Here is a 25049-nt window from a genome sequence, read left to right on the forward strand (position 1 = left end):
CCAAAGTATCAGAAGAAAAAATCTATGCAGTACAAGAAAAACTCAACGACAGACCAAGAAAATCACTTCGATATCGTACTCCAAATGAAGTCATTTCTGATCTCCTCTAGGGGTGGTGCTTATAATCCTTGAATTTTCCCAATCCACATGAAAAAATTGCAAATATGAAAAACATCATGTAATTTCTTCCTGCACTTTTTTGTAAAAAATATGAAAAAACTTCTTGTTCTCCTTGCGTGTCTTGTTTCCCTTTCCTCATGTGCTCTTTTCTCTCAGGAGAAACCTGCTCAGAAAGAAAAAGGTAATACTGAAATTTCTGGAGAAAATGCAAATTCTGAGGAAAATCTTGAAACAGATTCGGAAAAAAATGCTGAAGGCGATACTTCAAAAGTTGACCCATGGAAGGGGGATGGATCATTTGTAGAACCAAAGACGATTCCTGAGGTATATGCGGAACTGATGTGCATTTTTAATGAAACACTTGCAATCGCAAAATTACCAAAGGCAAATTCGGTGGAGGCGAAGGTGAGAGCCGCTGAACTTACAACTCGAACGAATAATGTCCTCGCGGGTAGCGGTTATAAAAACAATGATGAGTTTATGAAAGCAGTTGAACCGCTCCGGAATGATCCATCGTTCCTCCCTGAACTTATGGCGCTCATACGGGAAGAGTGCAATCCGGGAGAAGAATTTGAGAAAGTGGTGGAGGACATATTCAAAAATGCACCAAAAACCACTCCCCCTCCATTTGTTCTTCCTCCTGCTCTCCAGGAGTTAAAAGATCTCAGAGAAAAGAAGGAGGGGCAGCAATAAAGAATTTTCAACCAAAAATTTCGTTGTGGCTTCCGATTGATACCATGTATATATTCCTTTCCTGCTCATCACGAAAGTACACGAGTAAAAGATCTGGACAAATATGACATTCGAGAAGCTTTCGTCTTTCCCCTTGTAATGGGTGTTCCTTGTACTTTCGGGGAAGAGGCTCTCCACGCTGTATCAAGGTCAAAGCTTCTGTAATTTTAAGTTCGAGTTTCTGGTGATATTGATATTTCTTGAACTGTTTTTTAAATGGTTTTGTAAAAATAATCTGGTATATCATTTTTTCAAATCAGAAAGAAGTTCCTCTGTGTCAGAGTACCTCTTTCCATTTTTTCGTGCCTCTTGTATATCTTTTTCCCATTTCTTTTCGAGATGTGGCGGGATTTTTTTAATTCTTACATGTAATTCTTTTGTTCTGACAAATTCCTTGAGAAGCATTTTTATCACAGCACTAAGAGACAAACCAAGTTCTTGAGCCAATTTTTGTGCTTCTTCTTTTATGTTTTTGTCCATTTTGAGAGAAAAAATTGTAGTCATATGGTATATGTTAAGTATGTTATTAGTATATACTATTTTTCAGAAAAAAATCAAGGAAATTGTAGTGCATTTTGTGTCGACGAGGTCCGACGACAGAAGAGATTCTTTATTTTTTGTTGAAAATAAGCCATCTTTTTAGAATACCAAAAAAAAACTCCTCTTGAATCATGAACTTTTCCATCTATATTTGCTACGAGTCATATTTTTTTATTTACTTGAAATATCGTGAAAAAGTATATATACTAGTATATATTATTTTAATACCATGAAAACTGCAAAACTCTTTCAAAATGGCAATAGTCAGGCGATTCGTCTTCCCAAAGAATTTCAGTTTAAGGGAAAGGAAGTCTATATTAAAAGATTTGAAGATATGGTGATAATTTTGCCCAAGAAGAAAGATCCGTGGAAAATAATGCTCGAAGGTATTTATGGTTTTTCCGATGACTTCATGAAAGAGAGAAATCAGCCGCCAACTCAAGAAAGATCTATTTTCTTCGAATGAAATATCTCCTCGATACCAATATCTGCATTTATACGATCAATAAACATCCGCAAAATGTCTTTAAAAAATTCCATGACATTTGCTCTGGGGAGCAGAGTGATTTCTTAGCAATATCGACGTTGACTCTTTCGGAATTAGAATATGGAATTCACAAAAGCTTATTCATTTCTAAAAATCGTATTTCACTTTCTAAATTCTTAAATATCATTTCGATTCTCCCTTTTGACGAAAATGCGGCATATTCTTACGGGAAAATACGAGCATATTTAGAAGAAAAAGGAAAAATGATTGGAGGAATTGATTTGCTCATTGCCGCACACGCGCTCTCTCAAAACTTGATATTGGTGACAAATAATGAGAAGGAATTTTGCCGAATTCCCGGGTTAAAAGTGGAAAATTGGGCGAGAGAGTAGATGCTGTGTTCGCATCAATTAATCTCCTGAAGATAACAAGATTCACAATACACTCTTTCTGATCGTTCCATTCCATACGTCGTCAAAATTCTCTTTTCGCACTTTCCGCACGTTCTTTCATGAAGTCCTCGAGGATTTCGGAGGTGGAATCGGTCCATGTACCTGCAATACGGGCATTTATGAGGAATTGGAATTTGTAAATTTCTATAGAATTTGAGTTCCGGAGAAGTGATTTTATAATTTTTTTTGCATGTTTCACAGGAAAGAATTCCGCTCAGAATATCGTCTTTGGCTTCAAGAATATCATCTGGAATCAAAATTGATGCGGGCTGATATTCTTTCATGTTCTCATTCCTCCATAAAAATCCTTGCGCCAAAATTTCCTGCTCTGAAAGAGGAAAATATTCCTGCGCCACGGTTTCATTGTACGCGTATGAAGACAGCGATACGGGAAAAAACTTTCCCCATTCCGCTGTTTTTTTCATATGTTCGATAATTTTTGCCTTGAGCGCGACGTATTCTTCAGGAGAATATTGCTTATTGAGAATGCAATGTTTCTTTTTTCTGAGGCTCACACAGCCAAAAAGATCACTCGAATAAAAACAGAGATCGCTATACATTACGTCATTGCTGTCCGACACAAACGTACAAAAAGCACAGTTATTGAGGTTCTCGACTCCCACTGACGAATACACATAGTTACTCGTTCCCATTCCATAAATATCAGAGCAATCCCTACTCTCAAATATCCATGTTGAATACGCACAATCTTGTATTTCAAAAGCATCAAAACACTGGTAGCTATTTTTTGAATTAATGAGGTAATTCCCTATACACTCATCGGTATTCAGATTCCAATCAGGCCGATGAATTGCTTTCATCGCGATGTTTTTAAAGTGATTTTTATATTTCTGATAATTCGAATATTTGCGAAGCTCGAGTGAAGTAATTTTTTGAGTATATTCTTCCTTAGAATACGGCTTATTGAAAATATGATATTTCTTATTTCTGAGCCCTGAACATCCAAGAGAATCGCTGCATCCAATGCAATCGTAACAATAGGAAAGATTATGGGAATTTTGACATCCCTGACATTCAATACATTCGTAGAGTTTGTCACTATCCAAACATTCATACGAAAGCTGAATATTTTGAGTATGACTGCAATCATATGAATCCTTCGCTTTGTTCGTGTGCGTCAGATATTGAGAATCCTCCGAGTCTTTTACGACTGTGCAGAGATAGCAATTCCGATTATTGTACGCCTGCTGACAATAATCGCTATTTTCTGGATTCACGTTAAAAAGAGCAATTCGGGGAACTTTGAGCAGTAATTCTTGAAATTGCTCAAAGAATGAACGACGAAAATCAAAATCTTGTCCATAATCGAGAGCGTCCCATTTGTCTCCCCACCATTCATCAACTGCATACACCGGATACCGATGCTGATCGTGATAGATGGAAATAATCGGCTTCCCCGAAAGAGAACTTTTTCGTTTGTAGAGAATCCTTTCATTTCGAAAATTAAGGCGATGTTGAAGACGACACTCTGGGCACATTTCGGGACCCTGCATATCAAATTGCGCATAGAATTTTCGATCTTCATCACGAATTTCAAAAGGAATACCGCATTTATTGCATGTGTGGGTCATATCAAAAAATTAGGTGTTTACAGTGGAATAAAATGTGGGCAGACATTTGAAATGAAAATATCGTGACGCAGAAAGAATATATCAAACTGCCCGCCGTGGACAGTTGTATTTTATAATAATTCTCCCGTGCATAATTCTCACAATTTCTGAAGAAAACCACTTCTCCTAAAGATGAAATCGTGGTACAATAATGAGATGTGAGGAGGATACTCGAAAAACTTGACAAAAATTAGTAAATGAGTATCATTAGAACTCACTTTGTATGGAACATCAGTTTCATTATGGATCAAAATTTTCAGCAAAATAGCGCGCAAAGTTCTTCTTCGGGAATTCCGATTGATCTCCGCAGCAGAAAATCAAAAATTGATCTTTCGAATTCTTCTCTACACATGATTTCTCAAAAGGAAGATCAGAGGAGTACTCCAGTGCATACGCCACAAATTAATATTCTGCCAAAAATAGAGACCATTTCAGATAATGCGAAAATGCAGCCTCTACAGGCGGGAAAAATCCAAAATGTACAAACCCAAAATTTGAAGACTTTTCAGCAAACAACTCCCTATTCTATTCCTCAAAAAAGAAATGAAATTCGAAAGCAAATATATGTGGCACTTTCACAAAAAACAGGAATACAAAAATCACGATTTGGTCTTTCAAAAGCACGATTTACAAAATTCGTACCGCAAGCATTCAAATTACTTGCTACGACTGCTTTTATTTTTGTTATCACTCTTACTGCACTCAATTATCCAGCATATTCTCAAATCCTCAGCGATTATCTCCATCCAGAAGTACTTCAAAATGCGGCCGAAAATCTCTTTCGTGTTACGAAAAAACCATCTTTTTTAGCGTCGCATATCCCTCTTCTTCCTGTTGCGGGAATTGAAAGATTTACTTCTTCTGAACTTCGATCATTTGATATTCCCATTATTTCCCCAGACAATCGAATTATTATCCCTAAAATTGGGAAAAACATTCCTATTGTCGACAATGTGGGCATCAAATCACTTTTAAGCGATAACTGGAGCCAGCTCGAGAAAGATATTCAAAAAGGACTTGAGGATGGCGTAATACATTATCCATCTACAGCAGAACCGGGAAACATAGGAAATTTTGTGATTACCGGACATTCTTCATATTATCCGTGGTCAGCTGGCAAATATAAGGATGTTTTTGCACTTCTCGGAAAGCTGGATGTTGGAGACACCTATACCGTATACTTTAAACAACATCGATACGACTATGAGATTACTGAACGGAAAATTGTGGCTCCTCAGGAAACCAGCGTTCTCAGCCAACCAAAAGATAAAGAAATATCAACTTTGCTCACGTGTTATCCCGTGGGAACTACGGAAAGTAGATTAGTACTTGTTGCAAAGCCAGTGAAATAAAAGAATATGTCACGAGACCTTGTATCCCATTTCGTTTTCGAAAGAGCAGAGAAAGTTCAAAGTGCAAAACTCTATTATCTTTTCTTTGAGTTTTGCGATTTTTTAGAGTTCCGTCTGCTTTTCTTCATCACCAGTAAGAGTGTGAAATGCAATGGTCCAGATTGCCGTTGAGAAAATTTCAAGTGTTCCAGAAATCATCGCGGTAATGGTGATGAGAACAAGACCAACGATGAGCGTAATAGTAATTCCTACTCCAGAAAGTAAAGTACTTGAAAAAAGTCCGGTAATTCCAATAACCACAAACGGAAGAACAAGAATAATCACGATATTCAGAAGAATCCTGAGTTCAATGAGAAGGAAAAGAAGAAACAAACCGAGCGTTTCAGTGAAATAGGTGCAAGAAAGACGCGTAGATTTCCCGATACTCGGCATGAGTCCTCTTTTTTGAAGAACGATACTTTGCGGGACGTAAGCAAAAAGAAAAAGGGCGATAATCCCGAGAATCATGAAAAATCCGAGAAGTGGAGAGATGAGGACAAAAAAACCAGTTTTCAGATTTCGGAGCATAAATGAGCTTTCTGTGATAAATGTTTTTGGTGAAACTGCATTTTTAATGGCGCCGTATTCAAAAATATAAAGAAAACTAAAGAGTCCGGCGGGGACGCCCTTTTCCGGAGGTTCTCCCTTTTTTATTCTCTCGATGAGAAAAATAAGAGATCCGGTACAAAGTACGGGGGAAAAAATGTATCCAAGGAGGACGATGATCACACCGGCGATAATGAATCCCAGCGGCGCATTTCCCGATTTAAGATAATCCCAGACATTTTGAAAAATTTGGAAGTACTGAATTTGATCTTGATCTCCGAGAAAAAAATGACGAAAAGAAACGATTTGATATGAGATGTATACGGTTCCCACAATCACTCCAAAAAACGCAGGAATAAATCCATACCAAAAAAGTTCTTTTTTATATTCTCTGGTAATTTCCCAAGCTTCAGCGATGACGAGTTTTGGCGAGAGGTAGCGACTCATGGGGAAAATTTTAAATTTTAAATTTTGAATTGAGAAATTTCAATAAAATTGGATTTATATTTTCGAAAAGAGTGTAGTAAAATTTTCATAATCCGACTCGTAGTTTTCCTTTCCTGGCAGATAATGCGTCGATGAGAAAGCGAGAAGAACTGCATCTTCTGAAAATGAGTCAAACTCATGCCATACCTTTGTTCCCACATAAATTGCTTTTTCTGGAGAATCGAGCCAAATTTCTTGTTTTCCTTTTCCATCGGCATCAATCAGCGCACGGCATTTTCCCTGAATGCAGACAAATACTTCTTCTTCGATATGATGGCAATGTGCTCCGCGAGTTGTATTTTGTGGAACATTTTTCAGAAAATACACGCGTTTCACTTTGAATGGAAATTTTTCATCGAATTCTGTCGGGACAAGTGTTCCATTTTGTTCTGAAAATTTCGGAAGTGTGAGTTCGAAGAAAGAAGAAGGCATATTAAATTTTGAATGTAAAATTTAAAATGTAAAAATAAATCTCAAATTGTAATGTTTAAAATTTATAAATTAGAATTTATTTTAAAATTTTACATTCAAAATTTTCAATTAAATTGGGCAGTTTTCTTCAAAAAATTTCACTTCTACATCAGAAAAATGCTCTGCGATTCTCTTTCCCAGTCGCTGAACGCCAAGTTTTTCCGTCGCATAATGTCCAGCGGCAACGAAACTGAGTTCCATTTCCTTAAGATCGTGATAATGGTGCTCATTCATTTCACCAAAAAGAAAAGTGTCGGCTCCTTCAGCTTTGACTTCGATTGCAAAATCCGCAGCTCCGCCTGAAATTACTCCTACTTTTTTCACGGGAACGCCAGAAAAATGCTCCGCAAGAAGCACTTTTCCTATTTTTTCTTCCACCAGATCAACAAATGCGCCAAATGACATTGGTTTTTCCAGTTCTGCGATAAATCCGCAATTCACTGGTTTTTGGTTCTTGAGATGAAGCACTTCAATAAGTCCTGCATTATTTCCCACTTCCGCATGAGCATCGAGCGGAATATGAAAATTGAGAAGAGAAATATTTTTGGAAAGAAGAATCTGAAGTCGTTTTTTGAGAATTCCGACAATTTTCGTTTCACCTTTTCCCCAAAAAAGTCCATGATGAACGATGCACATTTCCGCTCCCCAATCTGACGCATCTTGCAGAAATTTTGCACTCGCGGAAACTCCCAGCGCTATTTTTTTTACATTTTCTGCCCCTTCTACTTGAAGTCCATTTTCACACCACGCATCATCAACTTCATGAACATTCAGAAGTTCCATGCAAAAGTGAAAGATATCATCACGCTCGGACATTTTTGTTCTGGAAAAATCAGGGGAATTGTCTCGAAAATTTAAGGGATTGGCAATAATTTGATACAATCTCCACACATTTTTTTGAATTTCGTGCCAAAAATTGATCTCAAAAAATTTGATGCGTTTCTCTTCGATCTCGATGGAACATTTGTTGACGGAAGTGATCGACACTTTGTTGAATGCGTAAAAAAAACCGGGGAAGAACTCGGATATGAGAATCTTTTTATTCCTCCCGGTGCGCCACTTAAAAACTTTTTGAGAACAACTTTGAAAGGTGTGAGCGAAGAACTTATCGAAAAATTTTTGGAAAAAATAGAATACTCATGACGAAAACTCCACGTCCTATTTCGTTTCATGAAGATGCAATTCAGTTTATTACTGCATACTTTTCTATTCCACGAGCTCTGGTAACGAACTGTGTCGGTTGGGAACTTGATCTTACTCTGCAAGCTCTTCCCCTACGACAATATTTTGATGTAATTGTGAACTATGAGCCTCCGCTCAGGGGAAAACCAGAAGGAGATTTATATCTCAAAGCAGCTGAAATACTCCAAGTTTCTGCCAAAAAATGTCTTATTTTTGAAGATTCTGCCACGGGAATTTTGTCGGGAAAAAATGCAGGAATGACTGTTGTTGCAATTGATCGTGGAATACACCGAGATTTTCATGAAGCCGATGTTGTCGTACCATCTTTTTGTGAACTGATGCAATGAAACTGATAACTGGTTCCTGACAACTAGACTACTGACTTCCCCTTGCTCTCGAGCGGAAAATCTGCAAGAATCCAGTGCGCTTTTTGCATTCATATGAAGCCATTCCTTTCTGCTTCTCTTCTCGGTGCTTTGCTCATATTTGCGGGATGTGGTGGTGGATCTCCAGAATATCAAATTCCTGGTGATACAGAACTCGAATCGATTTCACTTCAGGGTATTTCTCTAAAAAAACCACCCTCTTGGGAGCTCATTGACAGAACAGACCGTCCAGACGCTATCCCTTCAGATGTCATTTTGCTCATGAGGTCAGTAGAACCGTGGGGAGCTCAACTTAATTTTGCACTTGTGGGCGTGGGGAAAGAGAAATTGCCGGAAAATACTTCTTCAATTCAGTACGCAAAGGCTGCTGTACAAAAAACAGAACAGGAAATTGTAAACTATGAATCTGTGAGCGAAGAAGATATTGATATTCAGGGAAACAAAGCAATATTTTTGCAGTTTCGGGGAAAAGAATCTCTTTCAGGAGATGTACGAGAATGGTTCCATCTTTTTGTTGCAAAGAATGATATGGGATATGTTGTCAGCGCGGTAACTCCTCTTGATGCTGAGGCGAATCAAAAAGAATTCATAAAAAGTATCGTAAAGAGTTTTGCGTTTAGAGAAGCGAGTTGATCTTTTCATCATCATGGCGACGTGGCCAAGTGGTAAGGCAGGAGCCTGCAAAGCTCTTACGCGGCGGTTCGAATCCGCCCGTCGCCTCCATTGGTGAATTCGAGACGAATGACAAATCCGCGAAGCGGATGAGGAAATGAGTCCGAAGATCCAATGTCCCGCACACGAACGGAGTGAGTGGTGCGGGACCTCTGATGAATATTTTTGCACGCCGAGGTGGCGAAATGGTAGACGCGAAGGACTTAAAATCCTTTGAGAGAATATCTCATGCGGGTTCAATTCCCGCCCTCGGCACCACATATTTCCCCTTCCATATTTTCTGAATGAAAAATCCTCTTATTTCGCTCTTTCTTTGGCTTGGGAAAAAATTTCCGCAGCCTCCTCATCCTTTTAACACAGCGAAAAATGGGATTATGAGGCTTAATTACTCTGATTTTGAATATAAAGGAGCAGAGGAGATTTGGAAGTATTACAAAAATGCAATTGATTTTCATTCCCTCCGAGGAAAGACAGTTCTTGATCTCGCGTGTGGAGCGGGAGGAAAAGGAGTTTGGTTTGCGGAAAAATATGGCGCAAAAATTATCGGGATCGATATTTCTCCACATTTTATTGAACAAGCGAAAACTTGCGCAAAAGAACACTCCGTAGAAGAATTTTGTGATTTTCGAGTGGGAGATGCACTTGATACAAAACTCGATACCGAAAGTGTTGATTACATTGTTCTTCACGACGCGCTTGAACATATTCCAAATACAGAAAATCTGTTCCACGAATGTCACCGAGTTTTAAAGTGTGGCGGGCTCCTTCTCTTTAATTTTGAACCATATTATCATTTTTTTGGACATCATATATGGGATGTGATTCCGATTCCATGGCTTCATCTCATCACTACCGAATCATTTCGTGTTGAACTCTATAAAACAGCAGTAACAAAATATCCTGACGCAAAAGATCGTATCGGATTTCGGATTGGAAAAAATTCGAACGGAAAAGAGGCGTTTACCTATCTGAATGGAATCACGAGAAGGAAATTTATGAATATTCGAAAAAAATTCCTAGAAAATGATTTATTTCGAGTGGTGTATGAAGAATTTCGAACACTCAGGAGATTTCCATTGAATAAACTCGGAAAACTTCCTGTTCTGAATGAACTTTTTGTGAATACGCAAATTGGAGTGTGGGAAAAGATGGGAAAGAAGGATTGAATGATGAAGAGAATTTTTGATATGATGCTCTCAGAAGATTCTGTTTATTTTCATTATTATGTACACTTTTCATTTACTTTTTCGACCAGAACCTGAGGGCGGATATACTGTTCTCGTTCCAAGCCTTCCCGGATGTCTTACTTGGGCAGAATCTATTGAAGATGGGAAGGAACTCATAAAAGAAGCAATTCATGTGTACCTCGAAAGTGTTGAGAAACATTCGGAAAAGATTCATGACGATACTGAATCTTTTTATACATCCGTAAATTACGATCATGTCTAAATTCCCCGTGTATACACCGGAGGAAATTATCAGAATTTTAAAAATAAATGGATTTATGGAGGATCGACAGAAAGGAAGCCATAAAGTTTTTTATAATGCAAAAACTCTTCAACGCGTAGTTGTCCCCTGCCATAAAAAAGATCTTCCTATTGGAACTGCTCGATCAATTTTGAAAATGGCAGGATTACTTGGAAATGATGAATAAATTATCAGAACATCATAGCGGCCATTTTGGTGAGTACGGCGGACGATTCGCTCCAGAAGTTCTGCTTCCTGCTCTTACAGAAACGGAAAAAGTATGGAATGAAGTAAAAACCGATCCAAAATTTTGGAAGGAGTTTGATTATTATGCAAAAACATATGTGGGAAGACCTTCTCCACTGTATTTTGCGGAGAATATCACCAAAAAACTTGGTGGCGCAAAAATTTACGTAAAGCGTGAGGATTTGAATCACACAGGAGCACATAAAATTAATAATGCTCTTGGACAAGCTCTTCTCGTAAAACGAATGGGAAAGAAGCGGGTCATTACCGAAACCGGAGCCGGGCAAAATGGCCTTGCCGTTGCAACGGTTTCAGCACGATTTGGATTCGACTGCACCGTGTACATGGGAGAAATTGACGTCGCAAGGCAGAGACCAAACGTGTTTTGGATGGAACGGCTCGGGACAGAAGTTGTTCCAGTGCTTACCGGAACAAAAACGCTCAAAGATGCGACGAATGAGGCACTTCGAGATTGGATTACCAATGTTCAGAGTACGCACTATATTATTGGATCAGCGCTTGGTCCGTATCCATTTCCCGAAATGGTGCGTGAATTTCAGCGAATTATTGGACGGGAAGCAAAACAGCAAATTTTAGAAATGGAAGGAAAGTTGCCAGAAATGATCATTGCCTGCGTTGGAGGTGGATCAAATTCCATTGGAATTTTCACTGATTTTCTTGAAGAAAAATCCGTGAAGCTCATCGGAGTTGAAGCTGGAGGAAAAGGAATTCAGGGAAATGAACATGCCGCGAGATTTGCTGGAAAAAATGCTCGTGTTGCTGTCGTTCAAGGATACAAAAGCATTTTCCTTCAAGATGACGATGGACAAATCGCTCCAACGCATTCGATTTCTGCGGGGCTTGATTATGCAGGAATTGGTCCAGAACACGCATATCTCCACGATCTCAAACGTGTGGAATATACATTTGCGTGTGATGAAGAAGTTCTGGAAACGCTGAAACTCGTGATGAGGGAAGAAGGAATGATTCCGGCGCTTGAAAGTGCACATGCCTGGGTGGAAGCCATAAAACGTGCGCCAATGATGAAATCAGATGAAATTATTATCGTGAATCAGAGTGGACGCGGAGACAAGGACATTTTTTTGATTGCAGAAGCGCTCAAAGATGAAGGATGGAAGGAGTTTTTGAAAAGCAAAACATGAACCAGAAAAAATTCTTCATCTCTCTGTGTCTATTTCTCGTCATTTTTATTGTTCCGAGTTTTAGAAACGTGTACCACTGGTTTCCTTTTCCTGAGCTTTTTGCCTTTTTGTACCTTATCTCTGGAGGAGTTGTATTTTATGTGCTCTTTCGAAATGTCGTTATCACATTCATCGAAAAAGTCCCTTCCAAAATAATTTTTCTTTGCGGAATTGTATATCTCCTCATAATGTCCGCATTTACATTTCAAGTTCTCGATTGGAGCAATTCACTCAAATCTTTTAGGAGAGATTCCACGGCAGATGATGCAATGATTCTTTCTGCACAATCTTTTTTTGATGGTGCGGGAATGTATAACGCCACTTTGTATGATGGCGCGCCAATTTCTCCAGGTCCCGGATGGATTCTCTTAAACTCCCCTCTCTCTCTTTCCGGACTCTATTTTCTCATCACTCCCATTTGGCTGGGAATTTTTTTATGGATGATTTGGAAAAAGTCTCATCATCATTTTCCTGTTGTGTTTGTGCTAATAACTCTCTCGATGAGCACGATATTTTGGACGTTGACTGGCGTTGGTCATGATCTTGTTTCCATATCTTTCGCGATCGGGATTTTTTTTCTTATGACGAAAAATATTACGAAAGAAACGCGAATTCTTACGCTTCTATTCATTGCGATATTTGTCGGAATTATCTCAACATCTCGAATTCTCTTTCTTATTCTTCCATGTATTTTTGCTCTGATAATTCCGTTCACAAAGCGTGCATTTCTTTTCTTCGTTACTTCTCTCATTACCGCGCTTCTTTTCCATTTCATATTTTTTGAATTGTCATCAAATTATGATCCGCTCCATCTTTTCTCGAGAGGCGAAAGAAGTGTTGGATATGATCTTATGGCGCTTGGCGGAATTTTGGAAATTGGTATTGGAGCTCTTTCTCTGTATTTGTACACACATCCGAAAATCCAATTTGCTTACAAAAATATTCTCCCGCTTCTTCTCCTTTTTCTACCACTTTTCTTAATTTCTTTTGGCGAACTTCGAAATGTTGGTTTTGATTTTGCAAAATGGGAAGGAGCAAATTATCTTATTCCGGTGTGGGGAATGTATTTGGTGACGATTTTAGGAGAAATGAACGTTGCAAAAACTGGCTCTCCCGTATCCCGTAACAGAAGCCTCTTCATGTCGCTAATGAAGTAGCCTTTATTTCATATCAATACCATAGCTTTCTTTAACGTTCTTCAATTCTAACTCACGACTTAATCTCCGCTGCACTCGCGCTCTTACTCCTTCTGATAAACGATTTAGAGGATCAGATCCATTCTCAAAGAGAGCTTCCACGTCTCCCCTACATGTGTCAGAGAGTGTTCCTCCACCTCCGCTAAGAAGTTCTTTCCCCCATTCCCACCACCCGCCGCCTTGACTCTCTCCGACTCCTGCCGCATTTTGCTCCAATCTCCTCAGTCCTTCTAGTAAATGACTTTGATTTGGCATAAAAAAATATAAATTTTATTCATTTTCCTCGTTTTTTTGATTTTGTCAAGCAGCATCGATCACTTTTTTTGATCAACATTCTAAAAAATCCCTTTAATTCGGCAAAATATCATAATTTTCCACTTCCGAAATTTTTTGATTTCGCGAAAGTTCTGGATTATAAATCTGGTAGAAAAGCTCAACAAGTTGCTGCGTGCTCAGTTGTTCCACCTGAAGATTGCAATTTTCGAGTCCTACTTTCACCACATTTACTCTCTGTATCAGACCTTTTTTCTGATTTTCAAATTCCCGATGACGCTCCCTGATTTTTGGAAAAGAATCTTCTGGAGAAATATAGTCCAAAAATTTTCGAATAATCCCCTTATTCTGCGAACGGAATGGATCATACGGAACAATCACAAAAAACTTTTTTTCCATAATATCCGCGTATTCCACGAGCTTTTTAATGTAATCGTGATATTCGAGCGTCTGCTTTTGCAGGAGATGATTTTGCTGTTTCGTCGCGATATCCTTGAGCTTATCGAGATAGTGATCAATGTCGAGTTTTCGTGATCTCACGAGCACCTGAATCGGAAATTCCAATGTATTCAAAAATCCCTGATACGCATAAATAAGTGAATTCTGCTCTGCTTCAGACTTGAGATTAAAATTCACACTTGAGGTTTGGAGCACAGCTCTCACGCCACCATTTTTAAGCACCACGACTCCATCTTTTATTTCCGCAATGGGAAGATACAGTGCGGAACTATGCATTGTTCCCGTATTTTTTTTATTTCGTACACTCGTATCATTCATAAGAAAAGGAAAAATAATTATGCGTGTTTGAGTTGAGATGCTGCAATGGCATGAGAAAGACGTACTTCGTGTCTCTCTTTCTCCAGCGCTGAAAGATGAAGCCCTGTGTCATCATTATGATCACCGGGGAGATTTTTTTCTTCATCCGAAAAAGCCGATTGGTGATCCAAAATCATTGTGAGCTTTTCGAGCGAAGTTTTGTCCTGTATTTTTGCCTGTTTTTGTTCTTCCTCAGATTTCGCAGATTTTTCCTGATCTTTTGCTTTTTGATCATTTCCGACTTTCGCTGTTACAAATGTGTAATGGAGCTTTGTCGTAACGGATTTATCCCACCACCTTCTCCGAGCATTATGATTGTATTCGTAAAGAAGAAGTGCCCATTTCAAAAAACTCACATCATTTATCCTCAAAAAGGCAAAGGCGAGCGAAAGAAAAAATGGAATACAAATAAATACATAGTCGATAATTCCGAGAAAATATGAATCCGAAAGTATCAAAAAAATAGTATATGAAATTCCGCCGCCTGCCGCGAGAATGAGAAGTTGCTTCAGTGTGAGAGGACCAATAATTTTGTCCTCAATCTGAACATCCGCTGGAATTTTGTATTGGAGCATTGTTTTTGATCGTAACCATCACACAATTATACAGGAAATACCGATATTTATCAAATTTCACCACGTGGTTTTTTTGAGGATTTCATCTCTCTCTTCGTCATCCGCAAACCTTGGCTTCCAGAGTTTTTCTATCACAATCGGTTTGATTTCATATCCTGTAATTTTTGCGTCTTCAAATCTCACTTCCGCGAGAATTCCTTTTTTCGTTTCCGAGAGAAGTTGGTCAAATACGAGATTCCCGAGGGAATAAAAAACTATGCCACCGTTATATTCCTCCACTGGCTGAATAACATGCGGATGATGACCAATAACGAGCGATGCGCCAGCATCAATGGCATTATGGGCAAATTCTACAAAATCCTTATGTGGACGTGAAATATATTCTGATCCCGTATGAACAGAAACAATCACCACATCAGCAATCTCTTTTGTCCTTTGAATCCGTTCTCGCAAAAGATCTGCGTCAGGAATCATCGCATACCCCGGTTTTTCCTCTGTAGCGGCGTAGTATGGTGAAATATCAGAATATGCGAGGAAGCCAAAAACAACATCGTTCGCCACGAGAAACGTCGGCTCTAAAGAGGATTCCGAATTTTCTCCCGCTCCAACAAATCGAATATCATTTTCTTTGAGCATATCCATCGTATATAAAACTCCTTCTTTTCCCGCATCGCCTATGTGGTTATTGGCGAGAGAAACGATATCAATTCCGGCAAAAAGAAGACCTTCAATGGACTTTACATCAGCGCCAAAAACCATGCCTCCTGAAAAGTGTTGTGGAGCTCTATCAAATGGAGATTCGAGATTTACAAATGTGATATCTGCTGAGGAGAGATACTCGGCAATATCTTGGAATGGAGCGGTGTAATCATTATTTTTCTCCATGAGCACGTCCACATATCTCGAGAGCATGACGTCTCCTCCAAAAATAAGAGTGTTTTTGTGCACTTCTGGCGGATCAATATGGAATTTCTGAACAGGAATCTTCTTCGTGTCTTCCTCTGGAGATGAAGGCGCTCCATGAAGGGCTGATCTGAGTTCCGTCCGCATTTTTGTTTGGTCATGCTGCGAAATAATGGAAGTTTCAAAAATATGCCCTGGGAATTCTTGGAGAATGAGAAGGACTATCCCAAAAACAAGCAGGATAATGCCGAAAAAGAGGAGAAATACCCGAAATGTGTGTGTGTATTTGTGAATACGAGGAGGACAATATTATTTGTATTTTTGATATATTATACATTTTTTTACTTATTTTGGCAATTTTTGACTTTTTCCGATATTTTCTCGAAAATCTCGGAAGTGATACCACTTCTCAAAAAAATTAATTCTCTTTTGGCGTTTTTTGCAATCTGGGAATATCCTCTTCAGAAAGAGGAAATTGAACTGTTTCTTGGCGAAAATGTGGCTCAAGAAATTTTGAACCAACATTTTGTCGCTCTCGAAGGAAAATATTATTCCACCATTTCCGACACAGAACTCCTCAAAAAAAGACGTGCAGAAGCAGAAATTTTCTCCGAAGTAATTCAAAAAAAAGCACGGAAATTTGCGAAAATATTACGGCATTTTCCATTTTTGAGATGTGTTTCTCTGTGCAATACCGGAGCCATGGGACCGGTTTCAAAGGACAGCGATATTGATTTTTTTCTCATTACCAAAAAAGGACGAATTTGGACGGCGAGATTTTGGAGTACTTTCTTTTTTCACATCATCGGGCTCAGAGCAAAAAGAACTGACACTTCGGGGAAATTCTGTCTCTCGTTTTATATTGATGAAGAGTTTGGAAGTTTTGAAAAATTGAAAAAACCTCATGACATCTACCTTCCGTTTTGGATTTTCACCCTTCAGCCATTTTGGGGAAAACCGTATTTTGAAAAATTTTGGGAAGAAAATAAAAGTTGGATTTCCAAAGAATATGGCATCCCTCAGCCAGACATGAAGATAATTCACTGGGATGAAAATTCCGAAAAGGAAAGTATTCTCCAAAAAATTCTTGAATTTTTTCAGCCAAATTTTTTCGAACAAATTTTCCGAGCGATTCTCCTTCTAAAATCCAAAAAATTCCGAAATCCCAATTCTCCAGAATACGCTCCTGACATGATTTTTGAGAATGATATTCAAAAACTTCATAATCCTGATCTCAGAAATGAAATTCAAGAGAAATGGGAGGCACATTATCAAAATTTAAAATCTAAAATTTAACATTTAAAATTTCCCCCTTCTCTGCTACTCTTCACGAGCTCTCTCTCTCCATCACATTTCATGATGCAACGGTTTCTTCGAATGGCGCTCATCTTTTTTGTGGCATACTTTGCTCTCTCACTTTTGTTCCCAAACCCGAACAAAAAAACTCCCGAGACAGCAGGAGATGTGGTTCTGACCATGGAAAAAACTGAGGTTGCTCAGGGAAATTTAGTGAAGGGAACTGTTCAGAACAATACCGAGGTTCCACTCGTACTTGGTGAAAAATATTCCCCGCCGGAATATTTGATTTTTGAAAGATATGAAAATGGAAAATGGGAAAGTGTTACGCCGAAAAATCCAACTGCCGTGAATACGCCCACGAAAATTGATCCTCATTCGCAAGCTTCTTTCTCATTTTCAGAATTCAATGAAGAAATGTTTTTTCCCATTGGAAAATATCGAGTTCTCATCCGTCCTGACTCCGAACATGAATTTGTTACCGAATTTAATGTCTTTGAACCTGGAATTCTCCGAACGCTTTTCCGAGCGGTATATAAAGTGATCTACAATATCTTCATCGTATTCCTCATGGTGGGATGGCGCAGTCTAGGGCTCGCGATCATTCTCATTACTGTGCTCATAAAAATGCTCTTGTGGGGACTCAATCAAAAATCACTCGAATCGCAAAAGAAGATGCAAAAAATTCAGCCGGAACTCGAACATTTGAAGATAAAATACAAAGACGATCAGCAAAAATTGGCGCAGGAAACGATGGCTCTCTGGAAAAAATCAGGAGTGAATCCACTCGCCGCAATGACGCCTATTTTTATTCAATTTCCCGTTTTGATCGCGCTTTTTTATGTTATTCGTGATGGGCTTCTCCCACATGATCGATATCTCCTCTATCCTATTTTCAAAAATTTTGATTTTTCTGGTATTAGCAATGTCTTTCTTTGGATTTTTGATCTCTCGAAAAAGCCCAATGAAGATATGCGCCTCATTTGGCTCCCATTTGTTGTTGCCATTCTTCAATTTCTTACGATGAGGCTTACGTTCAAGAAAAATGAAAAAAAGCAAAAAGAAACCCCGAAAAAGGAAGACTCTGGCGGGATGGCAGATCAAATGCAAATGATGAATAAAATGATGATATATTTTCTTCCGGTCATGATCTTCTACTTTACCCTGACGTTTCCCTCTGGTATTGGCATGTACTGGGGAATTTCCACGCTCATTACCCTCGGGCAGCAGTGGATACTGAACAAAAAACATGATGCGGAATGACTCTGTATTTGGTGTTGGTCTTTCATGAAAATTTTTTCTGTTGACGGACCTCGACAACACTTTCGAGTATGCGAATTCCATTGGAAAGGACTGGGGAAAGATGGTATCTCGGATTTTTCTCAAGGGTTTTATTTTGCGTTTTCCTCGGGGACGTGAAAAAATCCATCACGATTTTTAAATTTTATTTTTTTCAAATGTCTGACGTAAACCGCGTGCAACTTATCGGCTATCTCACTGAAGATGTTGACGTTCGTGAACTTTCGAGCGGCATGGCTGTTACCGATCTCAATATTCAAGTAAAATCGAGATTCACAAAAGATGATGGTTCTGAAGGAATATCGACCTCATTCCATACGGTGACCGTGTGGGGACAGCCGGCAAAATTTGTTGGAGAATATTCCAGAAGAGGATCCCAAATTTACATTTCTGGAAGACTCAAAACTGATTCATGGGAAGATGATCAGGGAAAACAGAGGTGGAAAACTAAAGTCATTGCTGACTCATTTGGTGGAATAGTTCTCCTTGACCCACGCGTCCCGCTTTCTCCCATTGGAGAAGCTTCTCTTGTTTCTGGAGGACTTAATCGAGCAGAAATTATTGGAAATGTCACAAAAGACTTAGAACTTCGAAAAACTCCGGGAGATCGAAGTGTCGTAAATTTTGGTGTTGCGACGAATCGAAATTGGAAAGATCGCGATTCTGGAGAAAAGAAAGAGGAAGTTGAATTTCACAATGTAGTTCTTTGGGGCAGGCTCGCCGAAGATGCGGAAAAAATTATGAAAAAGGGAAGTCGTGTGTACATTTCGGGACCAGTTTCTACAAGATCGTGGGAAACCCCTGAGGGAGAGAAGAGATATACTACCGAAATTGTGGCACATGAAGCGCTTTCTCTCGGTCATCCAGCAGAAGATCTCGCATCTCCTCGAGGTGAAAAAACAGAAGCGAGCAAGGATCTTCCGGCAAAGACGGCGAAAGGAAAACTGACGAACAAAAAAGAAGCCACTGAGGCAGCAGAGGTTCCGGAAATTAACTACGAGAGTGAAATCAAGCCTGAAGATTTGCCATTTTAATACTCCGAAAATATTGCAATACTGACAGAGTGATTTCCTCTCTCCTCTGTCATGCCTGAATTTTCTGTGGGAAAACTCTCCGAAGGCACAATCGAAAAACTTGCTTATGGAGGCAAGGGAGTGCTTCATCTTGAGAATTTTGTGGTGTTTGTGCAAAACGCCCTTCCTGGTCAACTCGTTCGATTTCAGATTACTCACAAGAAAAAAAATTATGCGGAGGCAAAGGTGATTGAAGTGCTGAAGAGATCTCCGATTGAAATAGAGCCTGAATTTGAAAAAATGCCGGGATGTCCTTTTCAGACGGTGAAATATGAAGATCAGCTCAAAATAAAAGAGTCTCAGGTATTTGAAACTCTTCAGCATCTTGGGGGAATTGCTCCTGAGGAGTATGAACAGCTTAAAATTCTCCCCTCTCCTGAAATTATTCGCTACCGAAACAAGGTCGAGTTTTCTTTTGGATATGAAGTGATGCGTGTAGAAGTGAATGAATATGGAGAACGCGTATATTTTGACGAGAATCCGACACTTGGATTTCATCCCGAAGGGAAATGGGCACTCGTGAAGTCGATGAATGACTGCTTTCTTGTTTCAGAAAATGTAAATTCCGTCCGAAAACTTGCGGAAGAAATTATGCAAACCTCTGGACTTCCGATATGGAATCCAAAAATAAGCCGCGGTTTTTGGCGGAGTCTTATCCTCAGGGAATCAAAAGCGACCGGAAATATTCTTATGAACTTTATCGTTTCGGAGAAAAAATCGAATTCGTTTTGGAAGGAAATAGCAGAAGTATGCATAAAAAAAATGCCAAAAATTTCAGGGGTTCTCGTGACTCAAAATGGAGAAAAAGGAGATGCACTTCGGGGAAATCCAGAATATGAAATTATTTGGGGAACCGATATTCTCTTCGAAAAACTGGAACAAACAGAGTTTATGATTTCGCCATTTGCATTTTTTCAAACAAATACGCGCGGCGCAGAAAAGCTCTTCGGAAAAGCTAGAGATTTCGCTTGCCTCAGCGGAAAAGAAACGATTTTAGATCTTTTTTGCGGGACAGGAGCTATCGGGCTTTTTCTTGCAAAAAATGTCAAAAAAATTGTAGGAATTGAGTTCGATCAAAATGCTATTTCTGATGCAGAAAAAAATGCAAAAAAAAATGGGCTGAAAAGTGCAGAATATTTCTGCGGAAAAGCAGAACAAATTCTTCCCGATGTCCTCGAGAAATACCCAAAATTTGATGTGGTTTTTGTCGATCCACCAAGGGCTGGAATGCATCCAAAAGCAATGGAAATCCTCAAAAAAATCCCTTCAAAAAAAATGATTTTTATTTCGTGTAATCCCGCAACTCTTGCAAGAGATTTGAGGGAACTCAGAACTGCCGGCTGGAAACTCAAAAAAGTGCAGCCCGTTGATATGTTTCCACACACTCCGCACATCGAAACGGTAGCGCTTCTCGACGCACCGAAAAGTTTTTGATACACTCCGACCACACATGATTTTACTCCAATTCCTATGAAACGATTCCTCTTTCTTCTTCTTTCCGGAACACTTTTTCTCGGCGCATGTTCTTCTCCTTCCCCGAGTTCGAATATTCCGGAAAAAAAGTCAGTAACAAAAGATGAAGTTTCAGGAAAAGATGTTTACACAAATTCATTCCAAAAGTATTCGCTGGAAATACCATTGGCATATCGAAAAGCAATTATTGACAAAGATCTTGAGACAAATGTGAAGTTTAAAAAAAGTGCGAAGGAATATTTTTTCGTAAAAGTGAGCGAAGAACCGGAAAGTGAACAATATGAAGGAGTAGAGTCCAGTGGAGACACAATACTTGGAGGATTTCCAGCAAAGGTATATGTCATTGTTGACGAAAATTGCAAAGGAGATGATTGTGCTGTTCCTCCAAAAACAGTTGTGAGAACATACAAAAATGGAAAAATGTACGCAATGGAATTTTGGTACGTGAAAGAAATAAATGGAGTCAATGATGAGGTCATGAAAAGTTTCACTTTCCTAGAATAAAGATGGCATCAATCATTTCGGAATACTCCCAAATCTATCTCTCCTATTTGAAAGAATTGGTGAATCGCCGATCTGTTTTTGAAAATCCGGAGGACGCGAAAAAAACAATCGAATACGCAAAAAAAATATTCGAAGAGAACTTAGCAGAATATGAAATATATTTTGACGAAAAGCAGAATTGTATTGCTCGACCAAAAGAAATAGATCTTGCTCAGGATATTTTGTATCTGAATGCTCATATCGATACTGTAGGTGCAGAGGAAGCTGAATGGGATGCTCCATTTCATCCGTTTCAAGCATATGAAAATGAACATGAAATAGTGGGACGAGGCGTTTCAGATTGTAAGGCGGGCGTTGCGTGTGAACTTTTTCTCAGTTTTTTGGTGAAAGAAAAACTCATTCATCTGAAAAACACAGTTTTTACAATTACGTTCAAAGAAGAAGGTCCAGGAGAAAAAACAGCAACTTGTCTTGCGAAAAACATGGGAAGCGGTCTTCCCGTAAGCGAAAAGATGACCTACCTTCTGGTGCTAGAAAATAACGTGCGAGTGGAGAATCCTCCAGTTCTCTGCGCATACGCGGCAGAACGGGGAAATTTTGTGATTCGAATTACGGGGACAATTTTTGAGCTCCAAAAACATCTTCGAAAACTCACAAAATGGAATCCAATTGCCATTTTTCCAGAAAAGGAGCATGAGAAAGAAAATGCGGAAATTATTGAGCAAAAAGGTGGACATGTGTGCAGTGTGGAAAGAGCAGAAAATAAACTCACAAAGGTTCTTCTTGATGCCGAAGAAACGAGTATTCTCCACGCAGGAAAAAAAGAAAATATGGCAATTGTCCCTTCAAAAATTTTTGTGCAAAAAGGAAATGCTCCAGAGAAACATGTTCTCATGATTGGAAAGAGAAATTTCGATACGCTCGAAGAAACGCTTCATGAACTTCAAGGAATTCGGTATGAGGAAGTGAAAAACCTTTCTCGATCGGAAGGATTTGATGGAACAGGAAAATTTAGAGATGACAGAATTTCCAAAGTTTTCCATGAATGTGAAAAAACATCCGAAATAAAAATAGAATATACGCACAACATTGGCGGCTCTGATGCTTCGACAATTTTGAATAGTCTTCCAAAAAATCTTCTTCCAAATTTCTTGCCAATTGTGATGGGACCGGGGTCTCGGTCACAGCGTAATGCCATTCCACCAAGACTTACTCATGGAAAAAATGAAACGTTTGATAAAGAGAGTGGGGGAAAAGCGATATGTTTTATTACAGAAGTGCTTGAGAAGTCAGGATTTTTGGTAATGTAAAATGGAGTGTAAACAATGGTAAACAATCCTCTTGCATTCCCCTTCCTCTTTTTGCGATAATCTTACTCGGCTCTTTCAAAAAATTACAAAAGCGTCCCACGTGAGCAATCAACTCATGATTCTGTAGAATCAGACACGCTGAGAAAAGAACTCTCGACTGCAAATCGAGAAAGTAGAATCCTCCGGAGAAGTCCCGACTTGTCGGGAAGTCCGTTAAAAAAAGCACAATTAAGTTCCTCGATGAAAATTGGGGAGCGAGGTGGTACCGTTCAATATCCCGCAATGCGGGATGATGAGCCCTCGCGAGATGTATTTCTCGTGAGTATTTTTTTCGTGAAATGTAAAATTTTAAAGGTAAAATATAAAAATAATTTTTAATGTTTAATTTCTAATTTCTAAAAAAATCTTAATTTTTAAACATTTTGCCTTAGAATTTCTTTTTACATTTTACCTTTTGCATTTTACATTTCCTCATGAATCCCGCCTTCTACACGATCACCTGCGTTTCCTGCGGAAAAAATTGGAAAGAAGAAGAGACTTCCACAAAGTGTCTTGATTGCAACAGCGCGCTTGAGGTGATTTTTGACTACGATCATATTCAAACAAATTTGAATGAATACGTGCTCAAAAATGCGCCGCCTTCGGCGATGAAATATCTCGATTTCTACCCAATTAAAGATCGAAAAAAAATTGTGTCACTCCAGGAAGGAAATACTCCGCTCTATCACGCGAAAAAAATGGGAGAAAAACGCGGTCTTCCAAAACTCTACATCAAAAATGAAGGCGGAAATCCCACCGGAGTTTTTAAAGATCGCGGATCACTTGTGGAAATTACAAAAGCCCTGGAACTCAATGCAAAAGCAATTGTGGTCGCTTCTACTGGAAATATGGCGGCGAGCGTTTCAGCATACGCAGGAAAAGCAGGAATTCCATGTTATGTTCTTATTCCCGAAGGAACTCCCATTGGAAAACTTTCTCAAAGTCTCGCATATGGCGGAACGATCATTCAAATTCGCGGAACATATGCGGATTGCGTCCATCTTTCCGAGAAAATGGCGAAGAAATATGGCTATTATCTTGCAGGAGATTATGCTTTTCGCGGAACTGGTCACAAATCCATTGGATATGAAATCATTGAACAGCTTTCGTGGAAAGTTCCCGACATTGTCATTGTTCCCATGGGATGTGGAACAAATATTTCTGCAATTTGGAAAGGGTTTAAAGAATTTTTTGATCTCGGAATTGTGCAAAAAACTCCGCGAATGATTGGAGTGCAGCCAGAAAATTGTTCGACAATTGCTGCAGCATTTCTTCAAGGAAAAGATCGATATGTATATGTTGATAAGCCGAAAACTGTCTGTTCTGCAGTGGGAATTGGAGAACCTCAAGATGATATTAAAGCGCTCAGATGTCTTCGAGAAAGCGGTGGAACCGCCGTAACGATTGATGACGACACCGTGCTCGAAGCTCAGCAGGAAATGGCGGAATGCGCTTCCATTTTCACAGAACCTTCAGGAGCTCTTCCAATTGCAGTACTTGAAAAACTGAAAGAAAAGGGAGTGATCACCGAGAAAGATATCGTGGTGTGCGTGGCAACGGGAACAGGACTTAAAGATCCAAAATCCGCTGTTCTTATGCATGCAGAACCAATCACTGTGGAACCCAATATAGAAAGTGTTGATGCATTCTTAAAATCTGGAATGCAAAATGTTACCTCGGGAGGAACTCGTGGCAGAGCGGATGTTATTTTCCCAAAATATCCGGAGAAAGAAGAATTGAAAAAAGTTTTGAAAGAACTCTTTCATTTAGATCCAAAAAATGAACTTTTTGAAAAATTTCAAAAGGAATTTAAGGGATTTTTTGAAAAACGTGATGAAATGAAAAAATCCGAACTCCAACTCTTTGTGAATGAATTTATTGCGAATTTTGGAACAGAAGAAAAAGTTTTGATACTCGAGAATTTTAAGATCGAAACTTCTCTTCATGAAAAGGCAAAAGCGACTATTGAATGTACGTTTCAGGGAGAAAGATTTACGAATTCTCATCAAGGAGGTGGTCCAGTTGATGCCGCACTCAGCGCACTCAAAAAGGCAATTGAGCCAAAAACTGGTTTTAAAGTACACTTAAAAGATTACAACGTGACGATTCGAAATGGCGGAATTGATACAACGGTACAAGTAAATATTGTGGTACAAGATGCAGATGGGAATGAAGCGACAGGAACAGCGGCTTCACCTGACGTTATTGTCGGTTCTCTTGAAGCGTACGTGAATGGATTTAATCTTTTGTGGAACAAACAAAAAGGTTAAAATCATATCGT

30 protein-coding genes and 2 tRNA genes are annotated in these 25049 nt (G+C 39.1%); 22 read left to right on the forward strand and 10 right to left on the reverse strand.

Annotation, left to right across the window (positions count from 1 at the left end):
- Both HZA38_01020 and HZA38_01025 read left to right on the forward strand, forming a co-directional pair.
- Positions 1-110: IS30 family transposase (locus HZA38_01020; protein ID MBI5414078.1), on the forward strand; the 110-nt coding region annotated here is incomplete at its 5' end.
- Positions 111-210: 100 nt separating this feature from the next.
- Complete coding sequence (locus HZA38_01025; protein ID MBI5414079.1) at positions 211-813, forward strand: hypothetical protein; 603 nt, start codon at positions 211-213, stop codon at positions 811-813.
- Positions 814-820: 7 nt separating this feature from the next.
- On the opposite strand, the gene HZA38_01030 is transcribed toward HZA38_01025, so the two are convergent.
- Positions 821-1099, reverse strand: coding sequence for a type II toxin-antitoxin system YafQ family toxin (locus tag HZA38_01030; protein MBI5414080.1), 279 nt, complete (start codon positions 1097-1099; stop codon positions 821-823).
- On the reverse strand, positions 1096-1332 hold the full coding sequence (locus HZA38_01035; GenBank protein MBI5414081.1) for a type II toxin-antitoxin system RelB/DinJ family antitoxin: 237 nt from the start codon (positions 1330-1332) through the stop codon (positions 1096-1098). Before HZA38_01035 ends, HZA38_01030 begins: the two co-directional genes overlap by 4 nt.
- A 289-nt stretch (positions 1333-1621) precedes the next feature.
- Here HZA38_01035 and HZA38_01040 point away from each other — a divergent pair, with 289 nt between their 5' ends.
- Positions 1622-1858, forward strand: a complete 237-nt coding sequence (locus HZA38_01040) for an antitoxin (GenBank protein ID MBI5414082.1) — start codon at positions 1622-1624, stop codon at positions 1856-1858.
- Entirely contained in the window at positions 1855-2271 is a 417-nt protein-coding gene (locus HZA38_01045; GenBank protein MBI5414083.1) for a type II toxin-antitoxin system VapC family toxin, read from the forward strand. The genes HZA38_01040 and HZA38_01045 overlap by 4 nt, the downstream gene beginning before the upstream one ends.
- Before the next feature lie 14 nt (positions 2272-2285).
- Here HZA38_01045 and HZA38_01050 read toward each other — a convergent pair whose 3' ends face one another.
- On the reverse strand, positions 2286-3923 hold the full coding sequence (locus HZA38_01050; protein MBI5414084.1) for a hypothetical protein: 1638 nt from the start codon (positions 3921-3923) through the stop codon (positions 2286-2288).
- A 281-nt stretch (positions 3924-4204) separates the two neighbouring features.
- Here HZA38_01050 and HZA38_01055 point away from each other — a divergent pair, with 281 nt between their 5' ends.
- Positions 4205-5314: a sortase gene (locus HZA38_01055; GenBank protein MBI5414085.1), complete on the forward strand. Its 1110-nt coding sequence runs from the start codon at positions 4205-4207 to the stop codon at positions 5312-5314.
- 102 nt (positions 5315-5416) lie between these two features.
- Here HZA38_01055 and HZA38_01060 read toward each other — a convergent pair whose 3' ends face one another.
- The 3 genes from HZA38_01060 to HZA38_01070 all read right to left on the reverse strand — a co-directional run bounded on the left by HZA38_01060 (position 5417) and on the right by HZA38_01070 (position 7639).
- Positions 5417-6346 (reverse strand): hypothetical protein, encoded by a 930-nt coding sequence (locus tag HZA38_01060; protein MBI5414086.1) that lies wholly within the window; start codon positions 6344-6346, stop codon positions 5417-5419.
- Between the two features lie 54 nt (positions 6347-6400).
- Positions 6401-6817 (reverse strand): FdtA/QdtA family cupin domain-containing protein, encoded by a 417-nt coding sequence (locus HZA38_01065; GenBank protein ID MBI5414087.1) that lies wholly within the window; start codon positions 6815-6817, stop codon positions 6401-6403.
- Between the two features lie 108 nt (positions 6818-6925).
- Positions 6926-7639, reverse strand: coding sequence for a Nif3-like dinuclear metal center hexameric protein (locus tag HZA38_01070; GenBank protein MBI5414088.1), 714 nt, complete (start codon positions 7637-7639; stop codon positions 6926-6928).
- A gap of 123 nt (positions 7640-7762) precedes the next feature.
- On the opposite strand from HZA38_01070, the gene HZA38_01075 reads away from it, so the two are divergent.
- From HZA38_01075 to HZA38_01120, 10 genes are all read left to right on the forward strand, one after another.
- The gene (locus tag HZA38_01075) at positions 7763-7999 is read left to right on the forward strand and encodes a hypothetical protein (protein ID MBI5414089.1); all 237 of its coding nucleotides are present in this window, start codon (positions 7763-7765) and stop codon (positions 7997-7999) included.
- Positions 7996-8385 (forward strand): HAD family hydrolase, encoded by a 390-nt coding sequence (locus HZA38_01080; protein MBI5414090.1) that lies wholly within the window; start codon positions 7996-7998, stop codon positions 8383-8385. Before HZA38_01075 ends, HZA38_01080 begins: the two co-directional genes overlap by 4 nt.
- 93 nt (positions 8386-8478) lie before the next feature.
- Positions 8479-9057 carry a hypothetical protein gene (locus tag HZA38_01085; GenBank protein MBI5414091.1) on the forward strand — a complete coding sequence of 193 codons (579 nt, stop codon included), beginning with the start codon at positions 8479-8481 and terminating at the stop codon, positions 9055-9057.
- A gap of 15 nt (positions 9058-9072) precedes the next feature.
- A tRNA-Cys gene (locus tag HZA38_01090) sits at positions 9073-9147 on the forward strand.
- Positions 9148-9267: 120 nt separating this feature from the next.
- A tRNA-Leu gene (locus HZA38_01095) sits at positions 9268-9354 on the forward strand.
- 26 nt (positions 9355-9380) lie between these two features.
- The gene (locus HZA38_01100) at positions 9381-10262 is read left to right on the forward strand and encodes a class I SAM-dependent methyltransferase (protein ID MBI5414092.1); all 882 of its coding nucleotides are present in this window, start codon (positions 9381-9383) and stop codon (positions 10260-10262) included.
- 58 nt (positions 10263-10320) lie between these two features.
- Entirely contained in the window at positions 10321-10545 is a 225-nt protein-coding gene (locus HZA38_01105; GenBank protein ID MBI5414093.1) for a type II toxin-antitoxin system HicB family antitoxin, read from the forward strand.
- Positions 10538-10750 (forward strand): type II toxin-antitoxin system HicA family toxin, encoded by a 213-nt coding sequence (locus HZA38_01110; protein ID MBI5414094.1) that lies wholly within the window; start codon positions 10538-10540, stop codon positions 10748-10750. Before HZA38_01105 ends, HZA38_01110 begins: the two co-directional genes overlap by 8 nt.
- Complete coding sequence (gene trpB, locus HZA38_01115; GenBank protein MBI5414095.1) at positions 10743-11972, forward strand: tryptophan synthase subunit beta; 1230 nt, start codon at positions 10743-10745, stop codon at positions 11970-11972. The genes HZA38_01110 and trpB overlap by 8 nt, the downstream gene beginning before the upstream one ends.
- Positions 11969-13168: a hypothetical protein gene (locus HZA38_01120; protein MBI5414096.1), complete on the forward strand. Its 1200-nt coding sequence runs from the start codon at positions 11969-11971 to the stop codon at positions 13166-13168. Before trpB ends, HZA38_01120 begins: the two co-directional genes overlap by 4 nt.
- Positions 13169-13171: 3 nt before the next feature.
- On the opposite strand, the gene HZA38_01125 is transcribed toward HZA38_01120, so the two are convergent.
- The 4 genes from HZA38_01125 to HZA38_01140 form a co-directional block, all read right to left on the reverse strand.
- Positions 13172-13462, reverse strand: coding sequence for a hypothetical protein (locus HZA38_01125; protein ID MBI5414097.1), 291 nt, complete (start codon positions 13460-13462; stop codon positions 13172-13174).
- 93 nt (positions 13463-13555) lie between these two features.
- On the reverse strand, positions 13556-14257 hold the full coding sequence (locus HZA38_01130; GenBank protein ID MBI5414098.1) for a hypothetical protein: 702 nt from the start codon (positions 14255-14257) through the stop codon (positions 13556-13558).
- Positions 14258-14274: 17 nt separating this feature from the next.
- Positions 14275-14871 carry a PrgI family protein gene (locus HZA38_01135; GenBank protein MBI5414099.1) on the reverse strand — a complete coding sequence of 199 codons (597 nt, stop codon included), beginning with the start codon at positions 14869-14871 and terminating at the stop codon, positions 14275-14277.
- 57 nt (positions 14872-14928) lie between these two features.
- On the reverse strand, positions 14929-15921 hold the full coding sequence (locus tag HZA38_01140) for a CapA family protein (protein MBI5414100.1): 993 nt from the start codon (positions 15919-15921) through the stop codon (positions 14929-14931).
- A gap of 249 nt (positions 15922-16170) precedes the next feature.
- On the opposite strand from HZA38_01140, the gene HZA38_01145 reads away from it, so the two are divergent.
- The 7 genes from HZA38_01145 to HZA38_01175 all read left to right on the forward strand — a co-directional run bounded on the left by HZA38_01145 (position 16171) and on the right by HZA38_01175 (position 25038).
- A complete protein-coding gene (locus HZA38_01145; protein ID MBI5414101.1) occupies positions 16171-17070 on the forward strand; it encodes a hypothetical protein in 900 nt (299 codons plus the stop codon).
- A 60-nt stretch (positions 17071-17130) separates the two neighbouring features.
- Entirely contained in the window at positions 17131-18333 is a 1203-nt protein-coding gene (locus tag HZA38_01150) for a YidC/Oxa1 family membrane protein insertase (protein MBI5414102.1), read from the forward strand.
- 194 nt (positions 18334-18527) lie between these two features.
- Complete coding sequence (gene ssb, locus HZA38_01155) at positions 18528-19403, forward strand: single-stranded DNA-binding protein (GenBank protein MBI5414103.1); 876 nt, start codon at positions 18528-18530, stop codon at positions 19401-19403.
- A 51-nt stretch (positions 19404-19454) separates the two neighbouring features.
- Positions 19455-20876 (forward strand): 23S rRNA (uracil(1939)-C(5))-methyltransferase RlmD, encoded by a 1422-nt coding sequence (rlmD, locus tag HZA38_01160; protein ID MBI5414104.1) that lies wholly within the window; start codon positions 19455-19457, stop codon positions 20874-20876.
- A gap of 36 nt (positions 20877-20912) precedes the next feature.
- On the forward strand, positions 20913-21419 hold the full coding sequence (locus HZA38_01165) for a hypothetical protein (protein MBI5414105.1): 507 nt from the start codon (positions 20913-20915) through the stop codon (positions 21417-21419).
- Between the two features lie 2 nt (positions 21420-21421).
- Positions 21422-22729: a M20/M25/M40 family metallo-hydrolase gene (locus HZA38_01170; protein MBI5414106.1), complete on the forward strand. Its 1308-nt coding sequence runs from the start codon at positions 21422-21424 to the stop codon at positions 22727-22729.
- 473 nt (positions 22730-23202) lie between these two features.
- The gene (locus HZA38_01175) at positions 23203-25038 is read left to right on the forward strand and encodes a threonine synthase (protein MBI5414107.1); all 1836 of its coding nucleotides are present in this window, start codon (positions 23203-23205) and stop codon (positions 25036-25038) included.
- The last annotated feature ends 11 nt before the right edge of the window (positions 25039-25049 follow it).

The sequence above is a fragment of the Candidatus Peregrinibacteria bacterium genome, assembly GCA_016220175.1.
Classification (GTDB): Bacteria; Patescibacteriota; Gracilibacteria; order CAIRYL01; family CAIRYL01; genus JACRHZ01.